The sequence below is a fragment of the Rhizobium sp. ERR 942 genome, assembly GCF_007828395.1.
GTDB lineage: Bacteria > Pseudomonadota > Alphaproteobacteria > Rhizobiales > Rhizobiaceae > Rhizobium > Rhizobium dioscoreae.
On record NZ_VIUA01000006.1, the window covers coordinates 34661 to 48254 of the forward strand.

The window sequence follows — 13594 nt, forward strand, 5'->3', positions numbered from 1 at the left end:
GCGAGGGGGGGCGTTTTTGACTGGCATTTTTGCCGGAGTTGTCACCGCTCTCTACCACGTTTTGACGTAGCCGCTGTCAGTCGCGATACTTTTTCATAGGTTGGTGCATACGCCGACCGATTACCGAAGCTCAGTGAATTTCACACTTCGCGGCCTCACAGGGATTCCGCAGTTCGAGGTTGCCTGCTACTGCTGCTTAAGCAACTTCGGGTGTTGAGGGAAAAATGGAACTAGAAACTTTAGAGGCTTTCGCTGAAGCGTTGACAGCTAAGTTCGCGCTGCCGGGTTCGGCCTCACCTGAGGATCAGTTGAAGCCCCTTGTTGCTGACCTCTTCAAGGTGACCGGTTCTAAGTATCACTTAACCGTTGAAACCCGCACAGAAACCCATCTGTCAGACCACAAGGTCCGACCTGACATAGCGATCTATGTGGGGGGGCTAATCTGCGGATACGTTGAATTGAAGGCTCCCGGTCTTGGGGCCAATGCGCCGAAGCTCACGGGTGAACATAACAAGAAACAATGGGAAAAGCTCAAAGGGTTGCCCAACCTAATCTACACGGATGGGAGGGAATGGGCTCTCTATAGGACGGGGGAGAGACCCGTAGAACAGCCCATCGTCAAATTGGACGGCGACCCTACGAAGGTAGGTAGGACCGCAGCAACAAAGGGTAATTCCGAGGACCTGGGGCGTCTATTCCGAGATTTTCTCGGTTGGCAACCTATCGTCCCCCATACGCCATCCGGCCTTGCCAGATACCTCGCTCCACTAAGTCGTTTCCTCCGGTCCGAGGTAGAAAGCGCACTCGACCAATCCGGTTCAGCTGTCGAACTTCTAGCGAACGAGTGGAGACAATTTTTCTTCCCTGCCGCAGACAACGCCCGTTTCGCCGATGCGTACGCCCAGACTGTGACTTACGCGATGCTGCTGGCCCGGCTCTCCGGCGCGGCTAAGCTAGAACCTGCGGAAGCGGCAAAGACACTGGACAAGAACAACGGTTTGTTGGCTAGAACCCTAGAACTCTTGGGCCAGAAGGCCGCGCGCGATGAACTGGCTGTCGGCTTCGAGATGTTGCAGCGTTCGCTTGAAGCCCTCAATCCGCACGATTTCCTGAAGTCCAAGCCCGATTTGTGGCTCTACTTCTACGAAGATTTTCTTGCAGCTTATGACCCGAAGTTGCGGAAAGACTACGGGGTCTATTACACGCCGCGCCAAGTTGTCGAGTTCCAAGTACGCCTGGCCTCAGAACTGCTGGAAAAGCGTTTTGGTAAGAAGCTGGGCTTTGCTGACGATGGGGTTGTTTTTCTTGATCCAGCAGTTGGCACTGGAACTTATCCGGTTGCAGCGGTGAAGCATGGGCTAGAGAAGGTGAGAGCTAGATCAGGTTCAGGCGCGGTTCCTGCTCGTGCCCGTCAAATGGCCGAGAATATGCACGGATTTGAAGTATTGGTAGGTCCATATGCCGTTGCCCATCTTCGCCTGACGCAGGCGCTGGAAGGTGCGATGAATGATGCGAAGGCGGCGGAAGACCCAGAGGAAAAGCTCGCGAAGCGGCTGAACATCTATCTAGCGGATACGCTGGAGAGCCCAAACAAAGCGCCACCAGGCGGTCTTGACCTTACCCATAAGGCGCTAACGCAAGAACATGAAGCTGCAAGAAAGGTCAAGCAGGGCGGCGACATCCTCGTGTGCCTAGGCAATCCTCCGTATGATCGCCAGCAGATTGACCCGGATGATACCACTACGCAGCGCAAAGGTGGCTGGGTTCGCTTTGGGGATCAAATAAAGGGCGGCGCAAAAATAGATGCACAGGGGGAGCGTGCAATATTTAAGGACTTCACCGATCCTGCAACTAAAGCAGGTTCCGGAGTGCATCTAAAGAATCTTTACAACGACTATGTATATTTTTGGCGTTGGGCACTTTGGAGATTGTTTGAGAAGCAAGATTGCGGGGGGATAATTACTTTTATAACCGCGTCAAGTTTCCTGGGTGGCCCAGCTTTTGTTGGCATGCGGGAATATATGAGGAGGGAATTTGACGAACTGTATATAATCAATCTGGGCGGCGACCTCCTTGGCACAAGGAAAACACCCAACGTATTCAATATTCAGACGCCGGTTGCAATTGCACTGGGCGTCCGCGCAAAAGAACGAAATATAGACAGTCCTGCTACCGTAAAATATCTGCGTGTTGAGGCGGAGGATCGCAAAGGGAAACTCGACATCCTGGACGGGCTTGGAGATATCTCCTCGCTTCCTTGGGAAGACGTGTCTGATGGCTGGATGGACCCCTTCTATCCGAGGTCGGATGTGTCATATTTCCTTTGGCCGGAACTGACAGATATTTTCCCCTGGCAACATAGCGGAGCGCAGTTCAAGCGAGTTTGGCCAATCGGAGAAAATAAAGACGTCCTCGAAAAGCGTTGGAACGAATTCCGCCACTCTACCGCTGAAAAGCGAAAGAAGCTCTTCAAAGAAACAAGAGACAGGAAAATTCAGAAGAAATACGATAGTTTTTCTGGAAGTTCCCTGGGGCCTTTGGTCGACATTGCGTCAGGTGACCCTGCCCCGAGTGTAGAGCGATATTGTTACCGCTCTTTTGATAGACACTATGCATTTATAGACAATCGGCTAGGCGATTACCTACGTCCACCACTCGTGAATGCGCGTGGGGATAAAAATCTGTTCTTCGCGGCGTTGATGACTAAAATGCTGGGCGTCGGTGCGGCGATTGTTGCTACTTCCGATTTGCCGGACCTTGATGTGTTCTGCGGGCGCGGTGGCAAAGATGTCATTCCACTCTACCGCGATGCCAGCGGCAGCGAGCCGAACGTGACCGGAGGGCTCCTGACAACTATCGGCGAAGTTTATGGCACTACCCCCTCACCTGAGGACCTTGCCGCCTATGTCTACGCAACCCTTGGCGGGCAGTCCTATAGCCGCCGTTTCTGGAATGAACTCGAAACCCCCGGTCCGCGCGTGCCTTTGACCAAAGACAGTGCAACTTTCGCTGAAGCCGCGAGCCTGGGCCGTAAGCTTATATGGCTGCATACCTACGCCGAACGTTTTCGCGGCACGGGTCGCGGCGACGAAATCGTGCCAGGGACGTCCAAAGTTATCAAGGGCGTGTCTGACAATCCGGCTAGTTATCCAGACGCTTATACTTATGATCCTGTTACTCAAGAAATCACTGTTGGTGATGGCCGGTTCGGCCCCGTCACAGCGAAGGTCTGGGAGTTCGAGGTATCGGGCCTTAAGGTGGTGCAGTCGTGGCTGGGCTACCGGATGAAAAAACGTGCAGGCAAGAAGTCTTCCCCTTTGGATGACATCCGCCCGGAACGGTGGACCGCACGGATGAGCGACGAACTCCTGGAATTGTTGTGGGTGCTGGAGGCAACCCTTGCAATGGAGCCCGAGCTTGAGAACGTGCTCGATAAAGTGGTGGCTGGAACCTGCTTCACTGCAGCCGAACTGCCGACGCCTCATGCGGATGAACGCAAAGCACCGGGGTCGGTCAGCACGGCTGGAGGCTTGCTTGAGCTGATGGGAGTCGATGACGATATCGACGAAGGTGATGAAGAAGATGAGGACGCGTGAAAAGGGCTAGGTTCCGGCCGAGGGACTCCTTCTTTATTGTATGAAAGATGCGGCAGAGGTAAAAAAATTCGCTTTTAGCGAACATAGTTCTTGATTGTCGAACATCTTATAGCTATATATCTCTCTAGATCACGAGCGGAAGAAGTCGTCATTTTCAGGCCATTCGCGTAAGCGAGTGCCGTGGAGGGCCTTTGTGTCCTCTGATCTTACCCGGCCGCCCGAGGCCCCGAGGAGGGGACGACGACGGCGGGCGAAGCAGAAGCAACCCCGACGAGCGGGTTGCTTCTAGGTAGAAGGTGCGTGCTGCTGGTTCCGATTCTGTTTGGCGACGACCCTCAGGGATGGTCCCGAGGGCAAACAGAAGGAACTATTATGTCTATAGAAGAAAGTGATCGCCAGCAGCAGCGGCTAAGGAGCGGAACAAAGAGAAACTGGAAACAGTTTCTCCGGTGGAGTTGGAGACAGCTCCGAAGTCCGCGAATGTTGAAGCTCGCTTTTCGGGCAGCTTTGACCGTATATCGCCTTTGGCGTGTATGCCACGATATCTTCGGATCGTCGTGATAAGCCGTTAACCTAATATCTACAAGGAAAGGAGCGTATCATGTTGTCCGAGGCCTTGAGATTAATCAGGGTTTTTCACGACCTTAAGCAAGTCGAGCTAGCCGAAAAATTGGGGATTTCAAAATCCCATTTGTCCGAAATCGAGAGTGGTACCAAGACGCCCTCCCTGGAGATCATCGAACGGTATTCGAAAAATTTTGGCATCCCCGTTTCATCTATTATGTTTTTCGCAGAAAACATCGAGGACGCGGAAAAAGGTAAAAAGGCCAAGGCTTATATAGCCACTAAGGTAATAAACTTCTTGCAACTTATCGAGAAAAACTCGTCTCATGCCGCCTAAGCAGCAGCGTCATTTCTATAAACTACAAGATAGTGCTTTATACAATGTGACGACGAAGAAAAGGCTCGCAGAGGTCTTGCTGTGTTCGCCTGATGACTTGAAGAATGTGCTTGCCACGAAAGTTCGATACAAAAACCGTTGGAAACCGAAGGACAGTGATACGGCACCATGGCTGACACAGCCACCACCGCCGGAAGAGGCAGCCAACTACCGTCCGATTGATATCCCAATTCCATCGTTGAAAAGGCTGCAAGCACGGATCGCATATCTGCTTTCGCGAATAGAGCCACCGAGTTTTTTGTTCAGCCCGGTTAAAGGACTTTCCTATGTTGACAATGCGCGGCGGCACGTCGGCAGCCGTGCGTTCTGGCTCTTAGATGTAGCAGATTACTTTCCGAGTTGTCGGGCCGACAGGGTGGCTTGGTTTTTTCGTACAGAGATGAAATGCGCGCCGGACGTCGCTGCGATTTTGGTTGCTCTAACTACTGACAAGGAGCGGTTGCCCCAAGGTTCCCCGTGTAGCCCGATCTTGGCTTACTTTTGTAACATGGTGATGTGGAACGATATAGCGACCACAGTCGAAAATGCGGGGTGCGTTCTGAGTGTCTATGCGGATGACATAACGATCTCCGGTGCGAATGTCCCAGGTCAACTAATTTGGCAGGTCAAGAAGACAATCCATAAAAACGGCTTTCGGCTGAAACGAGAAAAGGAACTAAGCCTTCTTGATCGTCCTGCCGACATCACCGGCGTGATCGTTCGGAATGGCCAACTGAAACTACCTAATCGGCAGCTTAAGAAGCTGGTCGAGCTTGTCGAAAAGCACAAGAGCGAAACCAAAAAGAAAGAGCTTGCCAAACTTTTCAATCAAATACAGGGCCGTTTAGCCCAGCGTAAGCAGGTCGAAAACGCGAATTGAGTTCGTTGTGGGTCGAAGTTGCGAGAAGCTGCCGACCTAAACGCATATGGTGTCTTGCATGATTAGTGGAAATCCTCGGCGTAGGATTTCGGAAGACCGCCATGCAACAACTTACGCCCGCCCAACAATTGAGAGTCAACAAGCGCGAAGAACGACGCCGCCGTGAACGGCAGCGGCGCGAGGACGAGTACCGCAGGCGCATAGAACGGCTTCGCCGTCAGATCGAAGAGGCGCGGAAACGGCGTCAACGCATGCTGTTGCTTTTCTTGCTTGCTGTGCTGGCGATGCAGGAATCCCTTCTTGCAGCGTTCACACGCTCGATTTCGTACCGCCCCGATCCCATTACTGACCCGGCAGAATGGACGCCGGACCCAAACAAGGACTTTGCACCCGCCCCTGGCAATGATGACCATTGCGACGGCTATTCCTATGAGCAGTGGAACCGAATGCTGGAGGAGCGCGGCATTCGGTTGAGTCGCAAAGCAGAGCTAAAAGCAGAATGGGAAGCCGATCCAGAACGCGTGCATTTCCCAACGCGATATCAGGAGTGGGGCTACAAACCGTTCTTGACTGAGATCATGAACGACTTGACGGACCAGCGCTATCAGCCGGACGCCCTGACCGGCCTCAAGCTCCTGTCACCGCCCGAGACTCACCAGTATCTGGATGAAGTCTATGCGGTCAATCCGCTCGACCTGCTGCACTGCCGTGCGGCGTTGAGCGCGGACATCGTGAGAAATTTCCAAAGTCGCGCCGTCGTTTGGGAGGAACACAAAAAGCAGGCCGCCGAGGAAGCGCGGAAGGCAAAAAATGATAAAAAACCGGATGACAACGAAAAAAGTTTTGATCCGTGAGAACTCCTTTATCGCGAAATTTCAAATCGTTAAAAATTACGCGCATGATTTAAATTACTCACGCAAAGGAATTCTTTTTAGGGAAAGTAGTGTCAACATTTCTATTTGAAATTTAGAAGGTTTTTTAGCGTATTGACATTTTATTCTCAAATGTTGCTTTTCATCTGCGTTGACGAATAAGAGGTATGGCAATGACGGATGCGATGCGATCAGCGAAAATCGATCATCTTGTAAACAAGATTGACTGGGCAGGAGGCAAGGATTGGACAGACGCATACGGAAAGCGCAGCAGTCCACATGACGGCTACTGCGAGATAGATGAATTCATACTGGAATTCGAGTATCTGCCCAACTTTGGAAAATACGTGTACTGGATCGCCGCACTCGTGGGCTTTAACGAGGAATCGACTGAAATATTGGATGTAATCCTCCCACCAGCTTTTGCCGATACAGAACACGAGGCGAAGCGTTGTGCTCTATTGGCACTCGTGGACCTGCTATGCGGTCCACGCCTTGCTTCCTAAAAGCACTTCTGTTTGAGGTGCAGTGGCGGCTCCGACGACACCGCCACCGCCCCCACGCTCTTAGCCGCAGAGCGCATTACGAAACGGCCATCGACACCACCAAATCAACGTAAAAACCGTCTTTCGTTGCGCGGACGGTGATATCGTGGTTTCCCGTGACCGCTGCGACACCGACGATTCTGCCGGTCGCCGAGTCAAAGAGAAGGCCGGGCGGCAATGGCTGCGACACTGAAAACGAATAACCTGAAACATCACCAACAGGTTTGATAAGCACCGACATACCACCGGAAACGCTAATCGGCTCGTAACGGATTCCGAAAGCAGGTTGCGCCGGTTCCAGGGGCGGCACAGGATCAGATGCGGTCAGCGTACCAGTTGTTGGCGACCGCCAGACGATTTCGCCAGCGGAGGCGCTGGACGCGATTAGAATCGTGGCGGCAAATATCAGTTTAAGCATCACGTTTTTCCTTTTTTGCAAAATTGGGTTTCAAAACCAGCTTTGGCGCAGGTGAAAGGTCTGGCGTGGACTGGTCGGCGACAGGTGAAAGCATCGACCGTAGCCGGTCGCGTTCGATTCCAGCCCGCATCGCTGCGTCTTGTGCTTCTCTTGCCTTCCGCTCTGCTTCGAAGCGCTGAAGCTCGGCTTCAAGCTGCCGTCGCTCGGCATCCTTTGCCTTGTCACGCCAACGGCCTATTTCACCTGAAAGGTCAGACCGGATTTGCTCGACCAGTTTTGATTTACGGAATCCGTCCCAAATTGCCCGCAGGCGACCGGCCCAGCCGCTATATTTTTCGGCATCGATCATCGCCGCCCGCGCGTGCTCTTGCTCCTGCCGTGCGCGATCCTGCGCAGCCAGCGCAGCGGCAGCAGCTTTACGAGCAGCCTCCTGTTGGCGAGCAGCATCGGCGGCGACCGTGGCGGCGTCAGCTTTCGTTTTGGCGATAAAGGTTTCGCCGTCCGCCTTGACCTTCCGTGCTTGTTGAACTGTTTTTTGTAGGGCTTTCGCTTGTACCTGTTCCCGCTGCCACTCGTCACGCGTCAGGCGGCGGCGTTGAGGACCGAGCCGCGTCAATCCGCATGGGACAGCGACCGCCTGATGATAGCTATCCTGCCATTCTCGCATCGCTTGCTTATAGGCTGCGTCCGCTCGTTTTAAGAGAGCTTTCTTGTCCTCATCAACCTTGCCGCCCGTGTCCATGATGACGCGTTTGGCGGTGACGCCAGGGTGAAACTTTGCGGCTCTCAATTCTGGATCAGAGATCGGCAGGACATACGCATGGAGGTGATAATGGGATTCATCTTCGTGGCGGATGATCGATTTCAGGTCGTCGCTGTACTGGTCTTGCAACCACGCAATGGTCCGGCGCTCCCATTGTTCAGCCTCCCTCCGCTTGCTGGGATCGGCGCGGATTTCGTCCATAGTGAAAGGATGCGAGGCGACAACCGTGTGCAAGGTTTTTTGATCTTGCCGGATTTTTCGGCTCTTGCCGCCTTTCACCGCGACGCAGGCAGACGCCACGGATGTATCATGCAGTTCCTGTGTCTGATCTATGCCAACGCCAAAAACGACAATGGGAGGCGCAGGCCTCGTAACGTGAACCGAGGACTCCGGCTTGCGAGATGCCTCTGCAAAAACAAAATCGGTACCACGGCCCTTGGCGTCGGGTTTCCTTGAATAAGATTCGAGGTGTACGAACTGGTAGCCCATTGCCATCTCCTTGTATGGCAAAAGGATCGCGGCGTTGGCTGCAAGAAACCACGTTGAGCGAAGGCGGGACTTGAAGATAGCTAGAAGTTGTGCAACTGGTCGATAGGGAGGATGGGCAATGCAGTTGAGGCTATGGGCGGCAATCGTTATCTTTGCTGGTTCCTACTTCCCGCTATCATTGATCCTGTTGGCACAGGATTTTGAATACAAGTACCTATCACGAGAATTCTGCGCAGAAATTTTTACCGAACCCGGACGTTGTACCCTCCCGTTTTCGAATCCGAAGATATCACTTTCGATATTTGTCTTTTGCCTTTTAAGTTTGCTTGCAACTTTATTGATATTTCGTCTAACGAAAGCAAAGAGAAAATTAGAAATCATAAAAGCTAAATACGTCCCAACGGAGTTGATGAATTATACGCTGCCTTATGTCGTTTCTTTTATGGGGGTTGGATACTCAGAGCAAAGTAAATTCGTTGGAATGATTGTTTTCCTATTTTGGATTTTCTGGATTACCTACAAATCCGGTCAATTAATAATGAATCCAATTTTGATAGTTCTCGACTGGAGATTGTACGATGTGACGTTCAAGCATGATGGGGAAAGCTTTGAGCACGATTGTCTTGTTTTAGCTGACAGCGAATTAAATGCTGGGGACGAAGTCCGGTACGGTGCGATTCAAGATGTCATGGTCGTGCGAAAGGAAAGGCGGAAAGGGGGGATTCATGACGGAACTCGCGAACCTCAAAGCGTTCAATGTTGAGGAAGCCGATTTAACACTTTGGACGTTCAAAGGTACGATTCCAGCAGTCAATGGCCATTGGATCGAGACAACAGACGACCTCGATCAAGAGCTAAAACGTGTTTTTCTGTCTCAGCTCCAAGGGTTTTCAGAGGAGCAAGATTATAGTCTTCTTGCCCAGAACAACGAAGAAAGCGTCCTGACGCTTCCTTCTGACGAAACCGATGTGCATGTGATCGCTGAGGCGATTGGCCAGGTTACCAATGGACGCAAGACACGCTCAGTGAAAACACTGCGCAACGCCAAATTCTATGTTGTTAGATTTGTTCGGGATGGGCAGGTGGTATTCGCCGCGCGAAGAACCGATCCATCGTGGAGAACCAAAGCAGCCACCAGTGTTTTAACGGCTATCTACAAGGATCGAGAACTTGACCTCGCTGAAGACGACGGATTCAAAATCCACAGGACATTTGATTTCTTTTGCATCAACGGCGAGTTGCTTGTTTCTGACAAACGAAACTTTGAAACAATATTGAACTATCGAGCTGCTCATGAGAATGATTTTGCTGAAATGCAGGCGGAGGCAGAGTTTGCCGAGGTCTTTTCTGACTTGGCACCGTTGAGCGAGTTCGTCGGTACAAATCGGCTTCAACTGCGCCGCATGTCTGCGATCCGTTCGAAATCGTTTTATAAAGATGCGGCGTTCATGAGTAATCTGCGGCTTCGTTTCGCGGAGTATGAGCTTAACATTGTCTTCGATGCTGACGGGAAGATCGTCCCGACGCCGGAGACATGTCGAGACATTCTAACGGCTCTCCTCGATCATCGGTTACGTTCAGGATTTTCCGGGAACACATACGACGTTCCTGATGCGGTTCAAGTTTGAGTTCAGGGGTAGCAAAGCTGTAGTGACCGACTAACGCATTCTTCGAAGGCGTCGGCCATTCCATGGAGGGACCTTCAGCCGGACCTTGCCGGGGACCTCCTCCGAGGGACGATTTCATCGAGAGCCTTCCGGCAGACCCCTCCATATCCGGGGAGGCTACGCCGCGAGTGCTTGCCAGATTTCCGCAAACGGCGGAAACACACATGGCAACCCTTTCGGACGCCCCTTGTCATCCGGTGCGCCCATGGCGTCGGCCTTAGCCCGGTGCGCGTCGAGCACTGCCTGCACCGCCCGTCCTTTGCTGCCGCGAAACTGTAACACGGCCACTTGTTCAATCTCGTTGATCAGATCACCCAGCGTTGGCGCGTGGAACTTAGGCGGCAGCATCACGGGATGCGACGGCAACGGCTCCCGCTGTATCTGCTCGAAGTCCCGTTCCATTTGCTGCGTTTCCGGCGATTTGACCGGCTCCTCCTCCTTCTCGCCAAGGAAACGCCGCACCATCCCGTCAATCTCTTGCCAGGGCTGGCAATGTCCAACTGCTCGTAACACATCAGGCGCATAGCCCATCCGCAGTACCCGATGCCAACGCTTCGTTTCCAGACTGCCGACAACGATAGTGCCGTTGTCCTCGTCATCGGGCTCCCCTTCGCCTTCCTTTCCATCCGCATCTGGCTGAATGCCGAGTTTGTCGGCCAGGGCCTTTGTGATGATGCAGGACCTTGTTCCGGGCATAACGCTTGCATATTCGGCAAACTTTGCTGCCGCGATCTTATCGCCGCGTCCAGCCCGCGCTGCCAAGTCCCATGGGGTCATGCCGCCGATCCGCCGATTTTTTGTGCGGGTCTTCGTCGCACCAGCGGCGGCAACTTCCCATGCCCCGGACCCCTTAGCAATATAGTCGGCGAGGTCTTCACGACGCCAAACGACCTGCACGTCCTGAGCTTCGCGAAGCGCGGTGGGCTCGTCTTTTTCCCCATAGTACCGGCGCTGGACGTTACCGCCTTCGCGTTGGATATACGCCAAATAACGATTGATGATCCATTCACCAGCGGCTTTCGCACGCTCTTCGGCGGTCGACACGCCGTCGTCCTTCTCGATCATCGGGACAGCCAGGTGAAGATGAAAATGCCATCCAGCCTTCATACTCCACGTCACCTCCGGGCCAACCAATACGCCCTGGATATCGTGACGCTTGACGGCCAAAGCCCAAGGTTTGCCCTGACGCACCTTTGTACAAGCGTTGGTCACGAGCTTTTTCAAATCCTTCAGCTCGTCCTCTGGACCGTGCCGAACCGTCAAGGTGATGAAAACGACTTGCCCGCCTTTCCTCTCTGTTGCGTCGAAAACCCGCTGGACGCTCTCAGCCCGTTTAGCAGCGCAGCGGGGCGCGCAAGTCGGGCAAAGCCAAGGGCTGTCGCAATAAAAGACGCCCCGAATGCCCGGTCTGCCATCCTGATTATAGAAAGTTACAAACGGGGCTTCCGATCCGTCTTCGCAACGCTTCGCCGTGCCACATTTGCAGACCCCCGGAGTTTTCCCTCCTGCTGGCATTGCCGCACGGAGGACATTGGCGACGGTGTGCTTCAGTCTCCATCTCTGGATTTGTCGACTGTCGTTAGATGTCCTTTGTTCGGTCTCTTCCTTTTGCGGAGCCCCCACGCCGTCACCTGAAGGTGTCAACGTAGCGTCTCCTTTATCGAGACGGGCCTTTTCGGCCCCGTTCTGCGCGGCCTGCGGCCTTGCTTTGTCGGCCTCTAGATTCTTGGAAACGGCAGCACGAATAGCCCGTTCGCCGCCGGAGAACGAATTGATTTCAGGTGCAGTTGGGAGATCGTCGAATAGCTTTGAAATGGCGCGGTCATTTGACCTGCGGCGACCGGAAACTTCTGGCTTCCGATTAATGTCAACATTTCTTTTTTGAAAATCGTCTGTCGGTGTGTTTTGGGCTGGGCTTTTTGCCAGCCCGGCGCTCACTTAATCGTCAATGGGAGCTTTACAACAAACATGTTTTTGTTCATCTTTATTAAACAATAGTCGAAAACACCGCTGAGGGTTCCAGCCCTGTGACGCGGTGTTTTTTTATGGTCAGAGGAAAAACTTTCGGCGTCAATCGATCAGACGCCGAGAGTATCATCGAGTGCTACGGTTGCGAATGTCGGGTGAACACCATGGTCAAAGACCGCGAGACGTTGCCATCTATCGAGCATCCGCCAGATAGCCTCGTCGCTCCAGTTTGCGTTCCAGACCCTGGCCCCGACAATGAAGGCAACCGCCATATGGATAGTGGATGAGCATTGGAGATCATGGATCGGCGTGCCACGCGCAACAGCGGCTACGCACTGCCCAATCTCCAAATATACGCTGTCGTGACGGATAGATCGGTCATCCTTTGAAAGCTGTCTGAACATCAATCCAAATCCTTTTCACGCAGCAGCCCCATAAGTTCATCCATAGTGATGGTCTCGTCAGGGGAGCTATCGAGCTTTTCGCCGACAGCCGCCCAAAATTCGGGCGGCTGATCTTTCACCAACGCAGCCAGTCGTTCCGTACGGTGGCGCTCAAGTAGTTCGAGGAAATCCAGCTCAGCCATTCAGAACAGTCCCATCGGAGAGAACCACAGTGAGGCGTCCCTCTTTTCGCAGCTCCTCGGTAAGGCGTCTGTCTTCAGCCTCTTCCTTGGCGAGCCATCTGGCATATTTGGATTTCGGTCTATGATGAACGACGGCCTTCTTTTGGACCTCATCCAACATCTCCCAGGCTTGTCGATCAGAGAACTCGACGTTGGTGAGGCACTTGCCGACAATCAAACCAACAGCGACGCGGACGGTGGTCGAGCCCTTTATTTGCTCAAGTGGTGTACCGGTCGCGATTTCCTCGACCTTCGTAGCAATCTGGTGAAACATGGTCTCCCTTTCCAAATTTTGGCAAGGCTTCGCCCCTTCCCGTGGAGACGGGAAGCAGAGTTGCTGATGATAGTTGAAAGCGAGAGCGCACGAATGCGCTCCCTGACTCTGCGTTTGCAGAGAAAGGCCACTGTCGATGACAGAAGCGGGACATCCCTGCTGACGCAGGGAATAAGAGCCGCCTATACGGCGGAAAAACACGACCGGTTCAGGGCCGCATGTACTTTCAGAGCCACCTGCACGGCGGTGAAAGTCCGTTCGTTCAAATCCACGCCAAGTTTGGACACAGGCGATAGGAAAGACCGATCAAGCTGAATAAAAGTCCGAGAACTTTAATTCCAATCCCCCTAGGGGTGACAAAAAAACCTGATCGGCTTTCCTGCAAACAAAGGTAGGTGAAGAGCGAAAATAGCGCAAGAGGCGGATTAAAAAGCCAATGAAAACAAAGCAAAGTGCAAAATGCAAGTTGCATTTTGCTTTCTGTTATTCCGTTGACAAACAACCGTTTTCAGAAAATTTTCCTCGAAATCAGGTCCCGAAACCTGCCTTAAAAAAAA

At 52.8% G+C, this 13594-nt stretch carries 12 protein-coding genes; 7 read left to right on the top strand and 5 right to left on the bottom strand.

Going from position 1 to position 13594, the window contains the following annotated elements; all coding sequences use genetic code 11:
• The first annotated feature begins 224 nt into the window (after positions 1 to 224).
• From FBZ97_RS23435 to FBZ97_RS23455, 5 genes are all read left to right on the top strand, one after another.
• On the top strand, positions 225 to 3596 hold the full coding sequence (locus FBZ97_RS23435) for a type ISP restriction/modification enzyme (protein ID WP_145322151.1): 3372 nt from the start codon (positions 225 to 227) through the stop codon (positions 3594 to 3596).
• 601 nt (positions 3597 to 4197) lie between these two features.
• Entirely contained in the window at positions 4198 to 4497 is a 300-nt protein-coding gene (locus FBZ97_RS23440) for a helix-turn-helix transcriptional regulator (protein WP_145322153.1), read from the top strand.
• A complete protein-coding gene (locus tag FBZ97_RS23445; protein ID WP_145322155.1) occupies positions 4487 to 5416 on the top strand; it encodes a reverse transcriptase family protein in 930 nt (309 codons plus the stop codon). The genes FBZ97_RS23440 and FBZ97_RS23445 overlap by 11 nt, the downstream gene beginning before the upstream one ends.
• A 101-nt stretch (positions 5417 to 5517) precedes the next feature.
• Entirely contained in the window at positions 5518 to 6270 is a 753-nt protein-coding gene (locus FBZ97_RS23450; RefSeq protein ID WP_145322157.1) for a hypothetical protein, read from the top strand.
• A 191-nt stretch (positions 6271 to 6461) separates the two neighbouring features.
• Positions 6462 to 6794 carry a hypothetical protein gene (locus tag FBZ97_RS23455; RefSeq protein WP_145322159.1) on the top strand — a complete coding sequence of 111 codons (333 nt, stop codon included), beginning with the start codon at positions 6462 to 6464 and terminating at the stop codon, positions 6792 to 6794.
• A 76-nt stretch (positions 6795 to 6870) separates the two neighbouring features.
• On the opposite strand, the gene FBZ97_RS23460 is transcribed toward FBZ97_RS23455, so the two are convergent.
• Both FBZ97_RS23460 and FBZ97_RS23465 read right to left on the bottom strand, forming a co-directional pair.
• Positions 6871 to 7251: a putative Ig domain-containing protein gene (locus FBZ97_RS23460; RefSeq protein WP_145322161.1), complete on the bottom strand. Its 381-nt coding sequence runs from the start codon at positions 7249 to 7251 to the stop codon at positions 6871 to 6873.
• Positions 7244 to 8503 carry a plasmid recombination protein gene (locus FBZ97_RS23465; protein ID WP_145322163.1) on the bottom strand — a complete coding sequence of 420 codons (1260 nt, stop codon included), beginning with the start codon at positions 8501 to 8503 and terminating at the stop codon, positions 7244 to 7246. The genes FBZ97_RS23460 and FBZ97_RS23465 overlap by 8 nt, the downstream gene beginning before the upstream one ends.
• Before the next feature lie 118 nt (positions 8504 to 8621).
• On the opposite strand from FBZ97_RS23465, the gene FBZ97_RS23470 reads away from it, so the two are divergent.
• Entirely contained in the window at positions 8622 to 9266 is a 645-nt protein-coding gene (locus FBZ97_RS23470; RefSeq protein WP_145322165.1) for a hypothetical protein, read from the top strand.
• Complete coding sequence (locus FBZ97_RS23475; RefSeq protein WP_186449539.1) at positions 9229 to 10131, top strand: Kiwa anti-phage protein KwaB-like domain-containing protein; 903 nt, start codon at positions 9229 to 9231, stop codon at positions 10129 to 10131. The genes FBZ97_RS23470 and FBZ97_RS23475 overlap by 38 nt, the downstream gene beginning before the upstream one ends.
• Positions 10132 to 10287: 156 nt before the next feature.
• On the opposite strand, the gene FBZ97_RS23480 is transcribed toward FBZ97_RS23475, so the two are convergent.
• The 3 genes from FBZ97_RS23480 to FBZ97_RS23490 all read right to left on the bottom strand — a co-directional run bounded on the left by FBZ97_RS23480 (position 10288) and on the right by FBZ97_RS23490 (position 13037).
• Positions 10288 to 12108 (bottom strand): protein rep, encoded by a 1821-nt coding sequence (locus tag FBZ97_RS23480; RefSeq protein WP_145322169.1) that lies wholly within the window; start codon positions 12106 to 12108, stop codon positions 10288 to 10290.
• A 433-nt stretch (positions 12109 to 12541) separates the two neighbouring features.
• The gene (locus FBZ97_RS23485) at positions 12542 to 12724 is read right to left on the bottom strand and encodes a hypothetical protein (protein WP_145322171.1); all 183 of its coding nucleotides are present in this window, start codon (positions 12722 to 12724) and stop codon (positions 12542 to 12544) included.
• The gene (locus tag FBZ97_RS23490; RefSeq protein ID WP_140828234.1) at positions 12717 to 13037 is read right to left on the bottom strand and encodes a hypothetical protein; all 321 of its coding nucleotides are present in this window, start codon (positions 13035 to 13037) and stop codon (positions 12717 to 12719) included. Before FBZ97_RS23490 ends, FBZ97_RS23485 begins: the two co-directional genes overlap by 8 nt.
• Between the last annotated feature and the right edge of the window lie 557 nt (positions 13038 to 13594).